An 18,297-nucleotide genomic window follows, 5' to 3' on the forward strand; every position below is an offset into this window, starting at 1 on the left:
TTAACCAAATCTTTACTCAACTACAATCGTCTTAATCTTTACTGGTTCCAGCGGGCAGTCCATGCGGTCTCTTTTCACATTGACTATATCCTGTGCAACCTCCATACCTTCTGTAATTTTTCCAAAAGAAGCGTACTGACCGTCAAGGTGCGGCGCATCAGCTACCATGATAAAAAACTGGGAGCCTGCAGAATCTGGCATCATCGATCTTGCCATGGACAGAACCCCGGTGGTATGCTTCAGATCATTCTTTACACCATTTGAGGTGAATTCCCCCTTGATACAGTATCCCGGTCCGCCGGTGCCGTTGCCCTTCGGACAGCCGCCCTGAATCATAAAGCCCGGAATAACTCTGTGGAAAGTCAATCCGTTATAAAAACCTTCGTTTGCTAATTTCTCAAAATTTTCTACGGTAATCGGCGCAACGTCTTCGTAAAGCTCGCCCTTCATGATACCGCCATTTTCCATTTCGATGGTTACTGTTTTCATTCTATTCGTCTCCTTTATTCTTTATATCTTAATTTATAATAAGTCATGCCATTTCGCTCTTCTTCTAATATACCCCAAATTTCATCATTGAAAAATTTTGGATATATATGCTCCAGCGTGTTGATTTCTTCGCGGGACATAAAGCGAACCTCGCGGAGCACCTGATGATCGTCATCAAACTCAGGGTCTTTACCAAGCCCCAGCTGACCACCTCTGATTTCTCCCAGCATATAGTTGACAAAGCGCTGCCCTCTTTCTGGAGAAACCTCTTCAATGTGCCATGCTACGCCCACAACTTCAATATCAAGACCGGTTTCTTCCTTCGCTTCCCGAACCGCAGCTTCGATGGAGTTTTCGCCTTCTTCAATCCCGCCGCCAGGAACCATCCAGATATCTCTATCCTCGTGGTGCTGCCTTACCATTAAAATTTTGTTTTTTTCTTCATTGGTAATGACTACCCTTACGCCGCCTACCCACATAATATCGCTCCTAACACGCCCGCACCGACGATGATTGCGATGGGGCTTACCTTAAACTTTCCTGCTAAGATTACCGTCGCCAGCGCAATAACAATTGCCACCGGATTCAGCGCAGCAAAGGCGCTCTCACCCATAAAGATGACCGCCGCTGCAATGAGCCCTACCGTAACCGGTCTGATTCCAGCAAAAGCACCGTCGATAATCTTACTTTCTTTGAATTTATTGATAAAATAACATACCAGAATCACCAGGATAAAAGAGGGCAGTGCTACGCCAAGGGTTGCTGCAAAAGCACCACCGTATCCGGCACAGTTAAAACCAACATAGGTTGCAGCGTTCACTGCAATCGGTCCCGGAGTCACCTGAGAAATTGCGACCAGATTGGAAAATTCATCAGCAGACATCAGTCCAAACTGCTTCGCTCCCTGGTAAATAATCGGCAGCATTGCCATCCCACCGCCAAAGCCAAAGAGTCCTATCTTTGCAAAGACAAAGAATAGCTGAAGGTAGATCATACACGCTCACCTCCATCACGGTTCTTTCGCTTCTCCATCACTGCAGTATAAACAAGGCCAGCTGCGATACCGCCCACAATTGCCCATACCGCACTGACAGAAAGTCCTGCTATGAGCCCGAAGGATGCCAGCGCCAAAATCCACTGGAAAGGCTTCTTCAAAACCTGCTTTCCGACTTTGTAGGCAGAAAATGCAATCAAACCTGTCGCCGCTGCCTTAATGCCGACCAAAGCTCCCTGCACATAAGGATTGTCGCCAATCCCCTGCAGAAGTTTTACGATCAGAATAATGATCACAAAGCTGGGAAGTATCACGCCCACTGTAGCTGCCAGAGCTCCGCCAATCCCTTTTTTCCGGTGTCCGATATAGGTCGCCATATTGATGGCAACTACCCCCGGAAGACCTTGGCTGACTGCAATACAGTCCACAGCTTCCTCTTCTGTCATCCAGTGTTTCTCATCAACTACGATTCCCTGAATCAAAGGAATCATCGCCAGCCCACCGCCGATAGTGAACAACCCCAGCTTGAAAAAGGACCAAAACAACTGAAAATATATATTCTCTTTTACTCCGCTCGTTTTACCCATTTAAATTCCGCTTTATTTTTCCCTGTTTACAATTTCAATTGCCCTTGCAATTGCTTCGCTGACAGAAATCTCTTCCTTCTCGGCATCCCTTCTCAGCTTGTATTCTACCTTATCTTCACCTGCCAGCTTTCCAACAGTGATTCTCACTGGAATACCCAGAAGATCTGCGTCCTTAAACTTAACACCTGGGCGCTCTTTTCTGTCGTCCAGCAGAACCTCCACTCTGGCGTCTAACAGTTCCTGATAGATTCTCTCTGCTACGCCTGCCTGCACTTCATCGTCCGGTTTTACCAAAGTGATAATTGCATGGTAAGGCGCTACTGACATTGGCCAGATAATACCGTTTTCATCGTGGTGCTGCTCCACAACAGCCGCCAGGGTTCTGGTTACGCCAATGCCGTAGCAGCCCATGACTATCGGCTGTTCCTTCTGATTTTCGTCTACATAGTTAGCACCCATGGACTCAGAATATTTGGTTCCCAGTTTAAACACCTGACCCACTTCGATACCTCTGGCATGTTTTACCGGTGCACCGCAGATTGGACAAGGATCTCCTTCTTTGAGCACCTTCAAATCGGTTACAATGTCCCCTTTATAATCTCTTCCGTAGTTGACATTTTTCACATGGTGATCTGCCTTATTTGCGCCTGCGCAAAGGTTTGCAAGACCAGGAAGTTCACTATCCACAACAATGGTACAGTCGTGGAGTCCGCAAGGACCTGTAAAACCGCCAACACAGCCTGTTGCTGCTGCCATCTTTTCTTCATCAGCAAATGCGATAGCATGTTCTGGAATCTTCAGTGCGTTGACCAGCTTAATCATGTTCAGCTCTCTGTCGCCTCTGACAAAGGCTGCCACATAACCGTTTTCTTCACCTTTCTCATCGTAAGTGACAAAGAGCAACGCTTTGATAGTCTGCGTCTGATCAAGCCCTAAGAAGTTTGCAACTTCTTCGATGGTCTTAGTGCCCGGTGTATGCACTTCCTCCATAGGAAGCAGTTCCACATCGGTCTGCGCTGGTGCGTCTACACACTCAGCTCTTTCAGTGGTAGCCGCCATGGTACAGCTTTCGCAGTATGCGATTTCACTTTCACCGACTTCGGAAAGGGCGGTAAACTCATGAGAGTTGCTGCCTCCGATTGCGCCTGTATCCGCTTCTACCGGTCTGAAGGTCAAACCACAACGGGTGAAAATTCTGTCGTAAGCGTCATACATGGTCTTGTAACTTTCGTCAAGACCTGCATAGTCCTTATCGAAAGAATAAGCATCCTTCATGATGAACTCTCTGCTTCTCATCAGACCAAACCTAGGTCTTGCCTCATCTCTGTACTTAGTCTGAATCTGATACAGGTTCATCGGAAGCTGTCTATAAGACGATACATCATTTCTGATGACATCGGTGAAAATTTCTTCGTGTGTAGGTCCCAGACAGAAATCTCTGCCGTTTCTGTCCTTCAGTCTCCAAAGCTCAGGTCCGTATGCGTACCATCTGCCGGATTCTTCCCAGAGTTCAGCAGGCTGCACTGCAGACATATGAATTTCCTGGGCGCCAGTTGCGTCCATTTCCTGTCTTACGATTTCTTCGATTTTACGAACTGATCTCCAGCCCAGCGGCATAAAGCCGTACACGCCGGAAACCAGCTTGCGAATCATGCCGGTGCGAAGCAGCAGAATATGACTGGAAATTTCCGCTTCGTTTGGCACTTCCCTTAAAGTTTTAATATGCATTTTTGATAATCTCATTTTATTTTCACGATCCTTTCTGGACGGATTCTACCGATTCAAAAGACACACAGCCTCTGCCGCAATGCCCTCTCCTCTTCCGGTAAAACCCAGTTTTTCTGTAGTGGTTGCTTTTATACTGATCTTACTTTCGGGCACCTTCAGGGTCTTTGCGATGTTCTCGCACATTTGCCCTATAAACGGTGCCAGCTTGGGTCGCTGACACACCACAGTTACATCGGCATTTCCCAGGGAATATCCCTCCTCTGCTAAACGTTTTCCAACTTCCGCTAGAAGCTTCAGACTGGAAATCCCATGGTACGCTTCATCAGTGTCGGGAAAGAGCTTTCCGATATCGCCAAGAGCAGCAGCACCTAGCATAGCATCCATCAGTGCATGGACAAGCACGTCAGCATCAGAGTGTCCGTCGAGCCCCTTGTCATGAGGAATTTCAACGCCGCCGAGTATTAACTTTCTATCTTCTGTCAGCCGGTGTACATCATAGCCCGTGCCGATTCTTGTTTCCATCTGTAAATCCTCCGGTGTAGTAATTTTTAGGTTGGTATACTCGCCGGGAACAATAGATACTTTCTGACCCAGTCTTTCTACAAGGCTAGCATCATCAGTTCCGTAAAAGCCGTCTTCTGCCGCCTTTTCATAGGCGCGCTCTATCAGCGCAAACTGAAATGCCTGCGGTGTCTGCACGCAAAAAAGCTGACTTCGGTCTAAAGTTCCCTGCCAGTTGTGTCTTATAGTATCTTTAGGCGGCACAGCAGGAATTGCCGCACCAGTGCATTTTGCTTTCTCCACAACTGCCGTAATCAGCTGCGTGCTGACATAAGGTCTGACTCCATCGTGAATAAGCACAATGCTATCTGCTGCACCGATTTCATGCAAAACTTTAAGTCCGTTATAAATAGAATCCTGTCGCTCCTGTCCGCCAGTAACCAGATGTACCTGCCCGGCTTCAATCTCTATAGCAAAAAATCGGCGGCAAAGGTTCATATAATCTGCCCCCGTTACAATTACGGTTCCATCGACAACAGAATTTGAAAGAAACTTCTGCACTGTCTTTTCAAGTATGGTCTTTCCGTCAATCGTTAAAAATTGTTTTGGAAGCGGTGCTGCCATTCGTTTACCAGATCCGGCAGCACCGATAATCGCATATACCTTCGTTCCATTTAACATAAATCATCATCTTTCGCCACAGGCTATTTTTTCAGTCTGCCGAAAATCATTCTTCCCGCGGATGTCTGCAGCACACTGGTCACATTGATGCGGGTCGTCTTGCCAATCATTCTTCTTCCATCTTCAACAACAATCATGGTGCCGTCATCCAGATAAGCGATCGCCTGACTGTTATCCTTACCCTGCTTTACCAGAGTCACGGTCATCTCTTCACCCGGCAGAACCACCGGTTTCAGTGTATTGGCAAGCTCGTTTATATTGAGCACGCCTACACCGTTAATCGTTGCCACTTTGTTCAAATTAAAATCATTAGTTACGACTTTTCCGTTCATCAGCTGCGCCAATTTCAAAAGTTTCACATCGACTTCCGGAATTTCCCGCAGAGATTTTTCGTTATCAGTATTATAGATTTCAATACCATAGTCATCCTGAATCTTATTGAGAATATCAAGACCGCGTCTGCCTCTTGTCCGTTTCAGAGAATCGGAAGAATCCGCAATATGACGTAGTTCTACAAGCACAAATTCAGGAATCACAATTGGTCCTTCCAGAAAACCAGTCTTCATAATCTCTGCAATTCTGCCGTCGATGATGACACTGGTATCAAAAATCTTTGGGATTCCATCATTTTTCTTCTTACCTTTGCCAAACAAGGTGGATTCTGACCCTTGTTGTCCCTGCTGATTCTGCTGGTTCTGTCTGCGCACGCCCATGAAAAGGCTGAAAATTTCTCTGCTCTTCTTCGTCGCGATGACTACCCCCAGATATCCGAATAACACATAGGAAATAATCGTCAAACTGGTATAGAGATACGTATTCTTGATGCTTGCATAAATCTGTGTCAAAAGCAACGCAATGAGAAGCCCCAAAATAAGCCCTACTACACCTGTAACCAAATCATTTGCTGACACTCCTCTGAGATCGTCCTCAATATTATCTGCTACTTTTACACTCTGCCTTCTAATCGCCGGTGTCAATCTGAAAAAAATAATTCCAAATATAATAGCAAAAGCGATTTCGATTCCGAGCTGCTCTCCCCCAGTAAAATACTCACTCAGGTTTCCACCGCTTTTAGTATACCAAAGCACCAGCAGTTCAGATAGACCGTAACCTAAGATTGCACCTAACAATGTTACTAATCCTCTGATTAGTTTCTTAAACATATGCTCTCCCCCTTCCTTTAAAAATACATACAGCGTGCATACCGATCTTCAGGGAGAATAAGACAAGCACAGCCCCTACTAATCGGTTTGCAAGGCGGGAGAAGCCTAATCCCCCACTTTACATCTATATAAATACAGTATAGTGCATTCCCGCGTCTTGTGTCAACCCTCCTGTGTATACAAATTTCTTGTTAATTGCACGTCTTTTGTGTTAAAATTAACTATACAGTCTTCATGTAATGAACACAATGAAACTGTATGATATAATTAAGTACATTGAATCGTCAATATTCTATCAAGAGGAGGATTATTTATGTATAAACTTTTAGTTGTTGATGACGAACCTAAGATACGTGAAGTCATCAAAGAATACGCTGAATTTAACGGATATGAAGTAACCGAAGCCGAAGACGGAATGAGCGCCGTAGGTCTCTGCAAGCTCAACGAATATGACCTTGTCATTCTTGATATCATGATGCCAAAGCTGGACGGCTTTTCCGCCTGCAAAGAGATAAAAAAAATTCAGGACGTACCTATCATCATGCTGTCAGCAAGAGGCGAAGAATACGATAAACTTTTCGGTTTCGAACTGGGCATTGATGATTACATCGTAAAGCCTTTCAGCCCGAAAGAACTGATGGCAAGAATCAATGTAATTCTCGCTCGCAGGAATGCAGTCTCCCAAAGCAAATCCGACGTACTGCAGTTTAATGGACTGGAAATCAATATGGCAGCTAGAACTGTTACCGTAGACGGCCAACGTGTTGAATTGACTCCAAAAGAATATGAACTTCTTTTCTATCTCATCGAGCATAAAAATCTGGCATTATCCAGAGATAAGCTGCTCTCTGACATCTGGGGCTACGACTTCTTCGGCGATGACAGAACGATTGATACCCATATTAAAAATCTGAGAAATAACCTGGGCCCATATCGGGATTACATCGTAACACTCAGAGGGGTGGGATACAAATTTGAATTTGAAGAATAGATTCGATTTTAAAAGCATACGTTTTAAACTTTGGATTTACTTCATCGGTTTTGCTATGCTTTTAATCGGCTTAATCTGGTTTCTGCAAATTTTCTTTCTCAATAACTATTATGACCACATGAAAACCGGCGAAATCACCAAAATCGCCAACATAGTCATTGATGCATACGAAGATAGCGGAAAAAATCTTTACCGTCTGACTGAGGTTCTAGATGACATTTACGTGACGAACGAAGATATCTATATTCAGGTCGACAGTGTCGACGGTTCTGTACAGATTGCCCCAAGCTACAAGGATCATATTTCCCTTTACAGATATAAATACAACTTGCAAATGCAGACCCTGCTGACAAAGCTGAAGGAGAGCCCTCTCAACAAAGTTGCGACCATTTCTGAAGATACCAATCCGTTGACAGGAGAAAAAACGAAAACCTTAGGCTACGCCTGCTATCTTTCCTCTCCCAGCGTACTTTTGCCTGATTCCAGCGGTAGTTCAGAACTTGTCATGTACATATTCTCGCCTTTGTACCCGGTAAAATCAACTGTCTCTATCCTGCGTGTGCAGCTGATTTATATCACCATCATCGCTACACTGCTAGCTCTTGCACTGGCTCTGTATCTTGCCCGCAGAATTTCCAGACCAATTAAAAATATCACCCATTCTGCAGCCGAGATGGGAAAAGGACATTACGGTATCAAATTCCAAGGTGGTCATTATTCGGAAATTACTGACCTGGCAAATACATTAACCAATGCCTCCAGAGAACTGGAGAAAACCGATATGTACCAGAAAGACCTGATAGCCAACGTATCCCACGATCTTAGAACCCCGCTTACGATGATTAAATCTTATGCGGAGATGATTCGTGACCTTTCCGGTAACAATCCCAAGAAGCGCGATGCACATCTGGCAGTCATCATCGACGAAACAGATCGTTTAAACATACTGGTAAATGACATGCTCAATCTGTCCCGCATGCAAAACAGAACTATTTCGCTGGAGCGCACCAACTTCGACTTAAAAGCTACAGCAGAGTCGCTGCTGGCTTCCTATGATTTGCTGGCTGAACAGGAAGGCTACAAGATTAAGTTCAACTGTTCTGCCCCGATGATAGTCAACGGCGACGAAGCCAGAATCAAACAAGTTCTGTCCAACCTAATCACCAATGCTGTAAAATACTGCGGTGAAGACATGGTCATTATCATCAACCTGAAAAAGGCTGGTCGTAAAGTTCGGTGTGAAGTCATCGACCACGGTGCTGGCATCGCCCCTGATGAAATCAATCACGTGTGGGAGAGATACTACAAATCCAGTACTCACCACGTAAGACCGACCGACGGCAGCGGGCTGGGACTTTCTATAGTCAAGGAAATCCTGACCCTGCACAAAGCAAACTATGGCGTCAACAGCAAGCTTGGCAAAGGCAGCACCTTCTGGTTTGAACTGGACTTAGTGAAACAGGATCGCAGTTTCTTTTATAAATCATAGTAAAGATTCGTTATATTAAGACTCAGAGGTTTTCTAATCTCTGAGTCTTTTTTTGAACTCTTCTATCTTGTACTTCCTATTTTCGATATTCTCAGCATAGTAAGACCCCCTCCCATGCAAGCTTTTTACAAAAAAGTGTCAAAATCCTACAAAAAAATATCAAAATCCGACATCGACCTTGTTTTACTCTTTAGCATGGGTTATACTTCCATAAAATATATTTATTGGAAATAAGATTGGAGGTTACCATGAATAAACAAAATAGTAAAAATAACTCACCGAATTCTCAGCACGTCGATGACACTTTCTTCAAAAATCCTAACCGCTGGCTCATCGGCTATGAGGATGACTGGGTATTTCATTATGTCTTTGGGCAAAATACAAAAGAAAGCAAAGATGCTCTAATTGCTTTTCTCAATGTCATTCTCTGCAAAGAGAAAAATCCTATCACAAGCATTGAAATTCTCAACCCTATCAATTATCGCACTTATCCAGCTGATAAAGAAACAACTCTGGATATCAAAGCCCGCACATCACAAAACGAGCTCTTTGATATTGAGCTACAAAATGGAAATTTGAAACACTATCCAAATCGCTGTGTGCAGTACGGTGGGAAACTGGTTAATTTGTCATTGGAAAAGGGAGAAGATTATGATAAAATGGGAAAAAGCATTGTTATCTCCATTGTAACGGGAACCCTGTTCCCGAACATTCCTGGCATTCATACTACATTCCATCTGTGGGAGGATTCCTGCCGCCACCTGCTTAGTGACCGACTGGAAATGCATTTCATCGAGCTGGGAAAAGTGCAGACAGATAAACCAATGGAAGCAATGAACAACGTGGAGCAGCTTGCCGCCTATCTGAAACTGGCAGGCGAAGAAAAATCCGCAAATTATTTAAAGACCCTAATTGAAGATGGAGGTGAAGCAATTCAGATGGCAGAAAAAGTATTTCAGCGTGCATCAGAAGATTTTTATGCCAGAGTTCGTCAGATGGAAATTGAAATGCGCGAACATGATTTGGCGACAAAACGATTGCTGGAGGAAGAAGAACGAGCCGAACGGCTTCAGGAAGCTGAAAATAAAGGCATTGAAATTGGTATGAACAAGGGACTCAAGAAGGGGATTGAGCAAGGACTCAAGCAAGGACTAGAAAGGGGACTTGAACAAGGGATCCAACAAGGGCTTGAACAAGGGCTTGAACAAGGGATCCAACAAGGGCTTGTTCAAAGTATCCGAGTACTGATTCTTGATAATCGCTCCGAAGGGATTTCTGAAGAAAAAATTCTACGCAAGCTTGTCACAATATTCAACCTGAACGAGAACGATGCCCTGCATTACATGAATCAGTACAAATAAATTCAAAAATAGAGGCAGTAAACCGGACTCTCGCAGCGCCGTTTTACTGCCCTGTTGCTATGTAAATTCACAATTGTTTCTACTCATTCTCCGCGGAAAGCATCGATTGCCTGATAAATGTTTTCTGCACCAATCATACTGCAGCTTCCCAGTTTTTTTGTATCAATGCGATCGGCATTTTTCTTAGGCAGGATAATCTGCTCATACCCCATACGTACTGCTTCCATGACGATTTTTTCAGCATTCTGCACAGAGCGCAAATCGCCAGTCAGACCTACCTCGCCGATTGCCATAACTCGCTTTTGGCTAACAACCCCTCGCATGGAGGAATAAACCGCCAACGCTACCCCTAAATCTATGGACGTGCTGTCTGGTCGCATACCGCCTACCACATTGACATAAACGTCCTGATTAATCATCGTTATACCGGCTTTCTTCTCCAGTACAGCTAAAATCATACTAAGTCTCTGATGATCCACGCCGACTGCCGTTCGTCTCGCAAATCCTACGTTAGCAGGCGCAGTTAATGCCTGAATTTCAAAAAGTACCGGTCTGCTCCCTTCGTATACTGCGGTGATGACGGAGCCTTCACTCTTTACTGCAGTGCTTTCTAAAAAAGTGGCCGACAGATTCTTAATCTCGCGCAAACCACCTTCCTCCATCTGAAAGGCACCGATTTCACTGGTAGTTCCAAATCGGTTTTTAAACACGCGAAGAATTCGCAGGTCATGATCTCTCTCCCCGGTAAAATTCAGCACGCAGTCCACCAGATGTTCCACAATCTTGGGTCCAGCCAACTCTCCATTCTTGGTAACATGGGCAACGATAAACACAGGGATATCTCCTGTTTTTCCAAGTTTCATCAATTGGTTTCCCACATCTCTGACCTGAGACACACTGCCGGGCACTGAGTCCAAAGTCTGTGTATACATAGTCTGAATGGAATCTATAATTAAAAACTTCGGTTTAAGATTTTCGCAGGCTGCAACAATATTTTCCATGTTGGTTTCCGCCAGAATATAGAGGTTCTCGTTCAGTTCTCCGCAAACCCGATCTGCCCGCATTTTAATCTGTGCCTCAGACTCTTCTCCCGAGATATAGAGAACCGTACCCAGTGACTTAGCCAAATTAGCAGCTGCCTGTATAATCATCGTAGACTTGCCGATACCCGGTTCGCCTGAGATCAAAGTCAAAGAGCCCTTCACCAGCCCTCCTCCTAGTACCCGGTTCAGTTCCCCGATGCCTGTATCAATCCGAACGTAATCTCCTCCCGCACCAATTTCCTTTAGTTTAGATGGTTTAGCTCCTGCGGAGGCTCTTCGTCTCGTATCATTTGTCGGTGCCTCTACAATCTTCTCCTCTACCATGCTGTTCCATGCACCGCAAATACACTGTCCAACCCATTTACTGCTTTCGTAGCCGCATTCCTGACAGACATATACTGTTTTCGCTTTCTTTGCCATAATACGCTAACCTCTCCTCTTTGCAAACATTTGTTCGTATCTTGTATTATACCAAACACTGCCCCATTTGTCCACACCGATTATGCACGCCACACTGCAAAAGTTTGGAATGGCATAAAGGCTAAAGAAAAAACAGAATCCCAAAAGCCACCGACTTCCGGGATTCTGAAATTATTTTATCTAATTATTTTTCCTGCTGTGCCTGATATTCAGCGATAATCTTTTCAGACAGCTGTTTTGGCACTTCTTCGTATCTTTCAAATCTCATTTCAAAGACGCCTCTACCCTGAGTCATGGAGCGAAGAACCAGCGCATAATCGAAGAGCTCAGCCTGCGGCGCTTCTGCAAGAATCTTCTGTCCGCCTCCATTCTGTGGTTCCATACCTAAAATCTTGCCTCTTCTCTTGTTCATGTCGCCCATTACGTCACCCATGTAATCATCGGAAACGAAGATTTCCATGTGCATAATCGGCTCCAGAAGGCAAGGCTTTGCTTCGACGATACCTTTCTTGAATGCCAGAGATGCAGCAATCTTGAAGGATACTTCGTTGGAGTCTACATCATGGTAAGAACCATCGTACAATACAGCCTTAACGTTTACTACCTTGCAGCCTGCAAGAGGACCTTTCTGCATACTTTCAATGAGTCCTTTTTCAACAGCAGGCACGTAGTTCTTTGGAATAGAACCGCCGAAGAGTTCTTCGGAGAATTCAAATTCCTGCTGAGATGGTGAGAATCTGATGTGTACGTCACCGTACTGACCAGCGCCTCCGGACTGTTTCTTATGTTTACCCTGTACATCAGAATTTCCCTTGATGGTTTCCCGATAAGCAATCTTCTGCGGCACAACCTTAACAGTAACACCGAATCTGTCTTTTAACTTCGCCATAATGATACCCAGCTGGATATCGCCCTGACCGCCAAGAAGGGTCTGATGGGTTTCAGCGTTTCTTTCTACTACAAAGGACGGATCTTCTTCTCTCAGTCTTGAAAGACCTGTTCCCATCTTTTCTTCGTCTCCCTTATCAGCAGCTTCAATTGCGACGTAATAAGTCGGAGATGGATAATCCAGTGGCAGATATCTTACGATATCGCTCTTGTCGCAAAGGGTATCGCCTGAAACGGTATACTGCAGTTTTGCAACGGCTACAATGTCGCCTGCTTCTGCATAGTTCAGTTCCAGCTGTTCTTTACCTCTGAGGAAGAACAGCTTGCCAAGCTTTTCAGCTTTTCCTGCTCTCTCGTTGTAAACTTCTGTACCGGAGTTAATCTTACCGGTTACCACCTTCATGATGGAAATTTTTCCTACAAACGGGTCAACAATTGTCTTAAATACAAACGCAGACATCGGTGCGTCGGTGACAGAAATTTTTTCTACCGGCTCGTTCTTGTCGTTGAATCCCGGATATGCACCATGCTGCAGCGGTGTAGGAACATAGGTCAGCAACAGGTCTAGAAGACCTTCAATACCTTGTCCCAGCTGAAATGCCGAAGAGCATACAGGGACAATAACGCCTTCGGAAATGCCTTTGATTAAGCCATTTCTTACTTCTTCATCAGAAAAATCATCTCCGTTGAAGTATTTTTCCATCAGTTCATCGTCAGCCATTGCGATTGCTTCTTTCAGCTCTTCGTCGATTTCTGCAGAAAGTGGCCAGCTGAATGGAATCAGTGTTTCACCGAATTTTGCCTTCAGTTCATCAAAGGTTTTATAAAAGTCAAATTCGTCCTTATCTCTCTTATTGATAACGATGAATCTAGGTTTCTTATATCTTTCACAAGCATTCCATGCAGCTTCGGTTCCTACCTGAATACCTGAACCTGCATCTACCAGAATCACAGCAGCCTCAGCAGCGCGAAGGGCCGCATTTACTTCGCCGACAAAGTCGAAATATCCCGGTGTATCGATAAAATTAATCTTGCTGTTCTTCCACTCAATTGGAACAACAGAAGTATTAATGGAATAACCTTTTTCAATTTCCATTTTGTCGTAGTCGGATACTGTATTTCCGTCCTCGACTTTACCCAATTTTGTGATTACGCCTGTTTCTAACAGAGCGGCTTCCAGGAATGTAGTTTTACCACATCCGCCATGTCCTAATAAAGCAACATTTCTAATTGTTTCGCTTGTGTAGCCTTTCATCGATAAGACCTCCTACATTAATTTTGCGTATGTCAATAGTATAACACATTCTTCTCTTATAGTCTATCGGATTTTCGAATAGTTCGACTATTCCATGAAATTTTTCCCAAATGAAAAAGGCTGCCTCATTACAGCCTCCTTGCTTTTCATTTAACTGCTAAATAGTAAACTGGAATATCGAACCTCCCCGTCCTTATCTTTCCAGCTGATTCCAAGGGTAATCTTGTCCGCTTCGTTTATCGCCGTTTGCGCCAGTCTATATGCTTTCTTTGGTGCTCCCTGCGAAAAATGCTTCGAAACTGAGATTGGCACGCTTTCTGCCACTATTCTGCAAGGTTTTGCTTTCTTGCTGCAAAACGGCTGCACTTCTATTTCGCCAATATTTCCCTCTTCATTGCCCAAATAGCACACATACGCCTGATATGTTCCTTCGCCTCTACCGGCGCTTCTGGATATGTACCCTTTCCAAAGTCCATCCTTACTCTCTGCGTAAAACTCGCCCGAATCCCTTACGACCATCGTGCATAAAAAAATCAAGCCTGCTGCAAAAACAACGATTCCAATTTTAAGCCAAATGTTATATCTGCTTCTCATCTCTAATTCCCCCTAAAGTACTGCCATTTATCCCCTGTAAAAATCGTCCGCTATTTAATCTTTGACTTAACTTCAGTTTATTGCAAAGTTTTATTGCTGTCAATAGCTGTAGGAAAATTGTAAGAATTTAATCCCTTTATATAGTTACAGCAGACTTTGAAAAAATAATACACTCCTTTCAATCAGATTGTCATTATAGTCAAATTCTGCTGAATGAATCGGCGTACATTCCATACCCGCGCCCATCCAAACCAGCGCGCCGGATGCTTTTTTCAGATACCAGCCGAAGTCTTCCGAACTTCTAATCGGGTTTTCCAAAGTCTGGGTCTTCCAGCCTTTTTCATCGGCAATATTTCGGATTTTTTCAATGCTTTCTCCGTGATTATAAGTCTCCGGGAACACATCGTGATAAGCAGTTTCCAGTAGAAGACCATACTGCTGCGCCTGCTCCTTTGCAAAATTTTCTATCCGGTCCCGCAATGCATTCATCTCATCTTCAATTTGTCCCCGAATAGTCAAAAGCAGTTTACCCTTATGGGCTGCTACCCCAAAAGCTCTTTCGCCGATATCCACCTGCACTACCGTCGCCAAAATCAGTCCTTCATGACATTCCGGCGCAGCCATCTTTTCTAACTCCAGCACCAATCTGCTAATCACCGCTGCAGGATTCCTCCCCTTTTCAGGCTGACTTGCATGGGCGGAAACTCCTGTAAACGTCAGCTCCATGCCCATGGATGCACAGTTAATCGTACCTTCCCGAAGAAGCAGCGCCCCTTCTTCATAGCCCGGAAAATTGTGCAGCGCATAAACCGCTTCAATTTGCTTTTCTTCAATCAACTGCGCACAAACTTTGCCGCCAGCGCCGTTTTCTTCCGCATGCTGAAAAATCAAATATACCTCCCTGTCTGTCCCTGTTTCGGAAAGTTCCATGGCAAAGGCTGCCAAGGCAGCGCTGTGCCCATCGTGTCCGCACTTGTGGGCAACACCTGGATTTTCAGAAGCATAAGGCAAATTGCTATCTTCAAAGACTGAAATAGCGTCCATATCCGCACGAAAAGCGATCCTTCCTTTTTCGCTCTTTTGCTTTGGCTCATATACCGCATAAAACCACTGTCCTCTATCGACCACCTGCAAATCTGTATTTACCTTGATAAACTCCATCAGTATTTTCTTTGTACGCACTTCCTTTTCCGAAAGTTCCGGGTATCGATGCAGCTCATGGCGTAGCGCAATCGCTTTTTCCAGCAACTCCTGTTTCATCTGTTCCTCCTCACATAACTGGTCCCCCACGACCTTTATTCTTACAAAAAGAGCCGGGGCTTTCGGTTACCCAGGCTCTTTGTCTTATCTTTTTAAAATTCTGCAGTTTTCGGTGTTCTTGGGAACGGCAGTACATCTCTGATATTGCCCATTCCGGTCAAGTACATAATCATTCTCTCAAAGCCTAAACCGTAGCCGGCATGTTTTACGCCGCCGTATTTACGCAGATCCAGGTACCACCAATAGTCTTTTTCATCAAGACCAAGTTCTGCCATGCGAGCAGTAAGCACGTCAAGACGCTCTTCTCTCTGGCTTCCGCCAATGATTTCACCAACGCCCGGCACCAGCAAGTCGCAAGCTGCAACAGTCTTGTTGTCGTCGTTTAACCGCATATAAAATGCCTTGATGTCCTTTGGATAATCCGTAACGAAAATCGGCTTCTTGAATACTTCTTCTGTCAAATAGCGCTCATGCTCTGTCTGCAGGTCAATACCCCATTCTACCGGATACTGGAACTTCTTGCCGGACTTCAGCAGCAAATCTACTGCTTCAGTATAGGTGACTCTGCCAAAATCGGAATTTACGATATTGTCCAGTCTTTCCAACAGCCCCTTATCGATGAAGCTATTGAAAAACGCCATCTCTTCCGGTGCATGCTCGCGCACGTAGTTGATAATATATTTTACCATAGCTTCGGCTAAATCCATGTTATCGTTCAAATCAGCAAAAGCAATTTCCGGCTCAATCATCCAAAACTCAGAAGCGTGTCTTGTAGTATTGGAATTTTCTGCTCTAAAGGTCGGTCCAAAGGTGTATACGTTTCTGAATGCCATAGCAAAGGTCTCTGCTTCCAGCTGTCCGCTTACAGTCAAACTGGTTTCCTTGCCGAAGAAATCCTGGCTGTAGTCGATCTTTCCATCTTCAGTCATAGGCAGATTGTCCATATCTAAAGTCGTAATGCGGAACATCTCACCTGCACCCTCACAATCACTGCCCGTAATAATCGGGGTATGTGCATAGACAAAATCCTGCTCCTGGAAGAATTTGTGCACGGCGTAAGCTACCAGAGAACGCACTCTGAACACCGCAGAGAAGGTATTGCTTCTCGGTCTCAGATGCGCAATTTCTCTTAGAAACTCCATGGAGTGGCGCTTCTTCTGCAGCGGATAATCTGCTGCGGAATCTGCCTCCATCGTCACCTCTTCTGCCTTGATTTCAAAAGGCTGCTTTGCTTCCGGTGTCAGCACCAGCGTGCCGCGAACCAGCCAAGCAGATGCAATCGGCGCTTTTGCCACTTCGTCAAAGTTGCTGATTTTGTCAGCTTCATAAACAACCTGTACGGACTTGAAAAAAGTGCCGTCGTTGAGTTCTATAAATCCAAACTTATTAGAACTTCTATTGGTTCTGACCCAGCCTCTGACGATAACTTCCTTGTCGGCATAGGAGGTAGCGTTTCTGTGAAGTTCTCTAAGCTGTATATCTTTCATTCTCATAACCTTCCTTTATAAAAATCGTTTATATCATTTATACATCATACCATGTAATTCCAATGACTTCAAGAGCTGATTGCAGCGATTCTAGCAGAAATCAATGCTTTTAAACTTTCTTTCATTTCTTCCGTTAAATATGAATCCTCACATTGCAAAAAAAAGGCGTCCTTCAGTCCACATATCCTTCCAATCATCTTTTCAGCAGATTTTTCAGGAAGCCCGCAATGTGCAGCAAACTCCAAGAAATCCCTTCTCTTCAACCTTTTTCTCTTTCCATTTAAGGTAAGCGCTGTTTCATCAGTATCTTCCGGTATAATCACATTAACAGGCAGTAAATCATATGCTTGCGACAGGCAAAATTCTCTATTTGCCGGCGCAGTTTCTATTAAAGAAAAATTCTTTAAATGCATATCAGAGTTTCCAATAATATAAGAAAACACTAGCCGCATATAAAGTTCTGATAAATCAAAGCCCCTATTAACCGAATACGCATTAATTATTTTTCCACATATTTCGTATGACGCTTTATATTTGTCCAAGGTCAATCTTCCCGAAAGCTGGCAAAAGTCCTCCATGGCATACAGTTCTACCGAATCCCCATCTATAAGTCTGTCAATGTGTCTTGTAATATATGCGTATTCGTCATGAATTTTCACCAGTCCGTGAGGCACTGTCTTTACCCCCGCAATCCTTGCTAACCTCATCGCCAAATCTTCAAACTCCGGAAGCTTCTCAAATTCGTCAGTTTGCGGCTTTAAAATATAACCCGTTGGATAGTCTACAAGTGTAAGACGGGATTCCGTTTCTGTGGATAAGTGCAGTGAAAGCTTCTTCTGCACCCCAGGAACTGTCAATCCTTTATTTACCGTCTTCCTTGCTAACTGATTTAATCCCTCTTTTGTCACATCTAAAATAGGCATTTTATCCGTACCAAAAAAAGCTTTTACACACTTCTTGTGCCAGCAAGAATCTTTCTCCTCCAGCGACACCGAATCCCTAATATCCTTTTGACAGTATAAGCATTTCATCTCTATTCTTTCTCCGTTCTGATCGACACATCACCGATACAATCCCTACAAGTTAAAAGCAATAGACCAAACCGGTCGTTAGCATTGATTTTCCAGTTCCTGCTTGCAACATCAAGAAGCCAGCCTTCTGGAACAAGACCATCAAAAAAAGAAAATAGCATGCTAGCACTATAACCCTTCTCGCTTAAAGGTAGTGTCAAGCTAACTGCCACTGCGTTTTCCTTGTTTCTATATTCATTATCATAAGAAAAAGTATATCCTTCCTCTGTTTCTGCTACTACCCCTGCGTACTGATTTTGGATATATACATATCCTTTTCGATACTCTAATGGCAT

General features: G+C 44.2%; 17 protein-coding genes and 1 pseudogene. 3 read left to right on the forward strand and 15 right to left on the reverse strand.

From position 1 onward, the window contains the following. Window positions 1–12: 12 nt before the first annotated feature. The 8 genes and pseudogenes from V1225_RS01020 to V1225_RS01055 form a co-directional block, all read right to left on the reverse strand. The gene (locus tag V1225_RS01020; RefSeq protein ID WP_160202977.1) at window positions 13–489 is read right to left on the reverse strand and encodes a peptidylprolyl isomerase; all 477 of its coding nucleotides are present in this window, start codon (window positions 487–489) and stop codon (window positions 13–15) included. 14 nt (window positions 490–503) lie between these two features. Beyond that, window positions 504–968, reverse strand: coding sequence for an NUDIX hydrolase (locus V1225_RS01025; RefSeq protein WP_160202976.1), 465 nt, complete (start codon window positions 966–968; stop codon window positions 504–506). Further along, window positions 959–1,483 carry a chromate transporter gene (locus tag V1225_RS01030; RefSeq protein WP_160202975.1) on the reverse strand — a complete coding sequence of 175 codons (525 nt, stop codon included), beginning with the start codon at window positions 1,481–1,483 and terminating at the stop codon, window positions 959–961. The genes V1225_RS01025 and V1225_RS01030 overlap by 10 nt, the downstream gene beginning before the upstream one ends. Next, the gene (locus V1225_RS01035; RefSeq protein ID WP_338547253.1) at window positions 1,480–2,070 is read right to left on the reverse strand and encodes a chromate transporter; all 591 of its coding nucleotides are present in this window, start codon (window positions 2,068–2,070) and stop codon (window positions 1,480–1,482) included. Before V1225_RS01035 ends, V1225_RS01030 begins: the two co-directional genes overlap by 4 nt. A gap of 12 nt (window positions 2,071–2,082) precedes the next feature. After that, window positions 2,083–3,813 (reverse strand): proline--tRNA ligase, encoded by a 1,731-nt coding sequence (locus V1225_RS01040; RefSeq protein ID WP_161909402.1) that lies wholly within the window; start codon window positions 3,811–3,813, stop codon window positions 2,083–2,085. 30 nt (window positions 3,814–3,843) lie between these two features. Beyond that, on the reverse strand, window positions 3,844–4,320 hold the full coding sequence (ispF, locus tag V1225_RS01045; protein ID WP_338548145.1) for a 2-C-methyl-D-erythritol 2,4-cyclodiphosphate synthase: 477 nt from the start codon (window positions 4,318–4,320) through the stop codon (window positions 3,844–3,846). A 6-nt stretch (window positions 4,321–4,326) separates the two neighbouring features. After that, window positions 4,327–4,980, reverse strand: a pseudogene (gene ispD, locus V1225_RS01050) (2-C-methyl-D-erythritol 4-phosphate cytidylyltransferase); the annotation flags it as partial. Window positions 4,981–5,003: 23 nt separating this feature from the next. Beyond that, entirely contained in the window at window positions 5,004–6,143 is a 1,140-nt protein-coding gene (locus V1225_RS01055) for a PIN domain-containing protein (RefSeq protein ID WP_160202971.1), read from the reverse strand. Between the two features lie 313 nt (window positions 6,144–6,456). Here V1225_RS01055 and V1225_RS01060 point away from each other — a divergent pair, with 313 nt between their 5' ends. The 3 genes from V1225_RS01060 to V1225_RS01070 all read left to right on the forward strand — a co-directional run bounded on the left by V1225_RS01060 (window position 6,457) and on the right by V1225_RS01070 (window position 9,984). Next, window positions 6,457–7,134 (forward strand): response regulator transcription factor, encoded by a 678-nt coding sequence (locus tag V1225_RS01060; protein ID WP_160202970.1) that lies wholly within the window; start codon window positions 6,457–6,459, stop codon window positions 7,132–7,134. Next, entirely contained in the window at window positions 7,118–8,623 is a 1,506-nt protein-coding gene (locus tag V1225_RS01065) for a HAMP domain-containing sensor histidine kinase (protein WP_160202969.1), read from the forward strand. The genes V1225_RS01060 and V1225_RS01065 overlap by 17 nt, the downstream gene beginning before the upstream one ends. Before the next feature lie 248 nt (window positions 8,624–8,871). Continuing rightward, complete coding sequence (locus tag V1225_RS01070) at window positions 8,872–9,984, forward strand: Rpn family recombination-promoting nuclease/putative transposase (protein WP_338547256.1); 1,113 nt, start codon at window positions 8,872–8,874, stop codon at window positions 9,982–9,984. Window positions 9,985–10,067: 83 nt separating this feature from the next. Here V1225_RS01070 and radA read toward each other — a convergent pair whose 3' ends face one another. From radA to V1225_RS01105, 7 genes are all read right to left on the reverse strand, one after another. Continuing rightward, window positions 10,068–11,447, reverse strand: a complete 1,380-nt coding sequence (gene radA, locus V1225_RS01075) for a DNA repair protein RadA (RefSeq protein ID WP_161909405.1) — start codon at window positions 11,445–11,447, stop codon at window positions 10,068–10,070. A 184-nt stretch (window positions 11,448–11,631) separates the two neighbouring features. Next, the gene (locus V1225_RS01080) at window positions 11,632–13,590 is read right to left on the reverse strand and encodes an elongation factor G (protein ID WP_160202966.1); all 1,959 of its coding nucleotides are present in this window, start codon (window positions 13,588–13,590) and stop codon (window positions 11,632–11,634) included. Window positions 13,591–13,740: 150 nt separating this feature from the next. Further along, window positions 13,741–14,184, reverse strand: coding sequence for a hypothetical protein (locus V1225_RS01085; RefSeq protein ID WP_160202965.1), 444 nt, complete (start codon window positions 14,182–14,184; stop codon window positions 13,741–13,743). Window positions 14,185–14,328: 144 nt separating this feature from the next. Further along, entirely contained in the window at window positions 14,329–15,444 is a 1,116-nt protein-coding gene (locus tag V1225_RS01090) for a M20 family metallopeptidase (protein ID WP_338547261.1), read from the reverse strand. Between the two features lie 92 nt (window positions 15,445–15,536). Beyond that, window positions 15,537–16,937: an asparagine--tRNA ligase gene (gene asnS, locus V1225_RS01095; protein WP_338547263.1), complete on the reverse strand. Its 1,401-nt coding sequence runs from the start codon at window positions 16,935–16,937 to the stop codon at window positions 15,537–15,539. 62 nt (window positions 16,938–16,999) lie between these two features. After that, on the reverse strand, window positions 17,000–17,962 hold the full coding sequence (locus V1225_RS01100; protein WP_338547265.1) for a HipA domain-containing protein: 963 nt from the start codon (window positions 17,960–17,962) through the stop codon (window positions 17,000–17,002). A 2-nt stretch (window positions 17,963–17,964) separates the two neighbouring features. Next, window positions 17,965–18,297 carry a HipA N-terminal domain-containing protein gene (locus tag V1225_RS01105; RefSeq protein WP_161909410.1) on the reverse strand — a complete coding sequence of 111 codons (333 nt, stop codon included), beginning with the start codon at window positions 18,295–18,297 and terminating at the stop codon, window positions 17,965–17,967.

The sequence above is a fragment of the Emergencia sp. JLR.KK010 genome (genome assembly GCF_037018265.1).
GTDB classification, from domain to species: Bacteria; Bacillota; Clostridia; order Peptostreptococcales; family Anaerovoracaceae; genus Senimuribacter; species Senimuribacter intestinalis.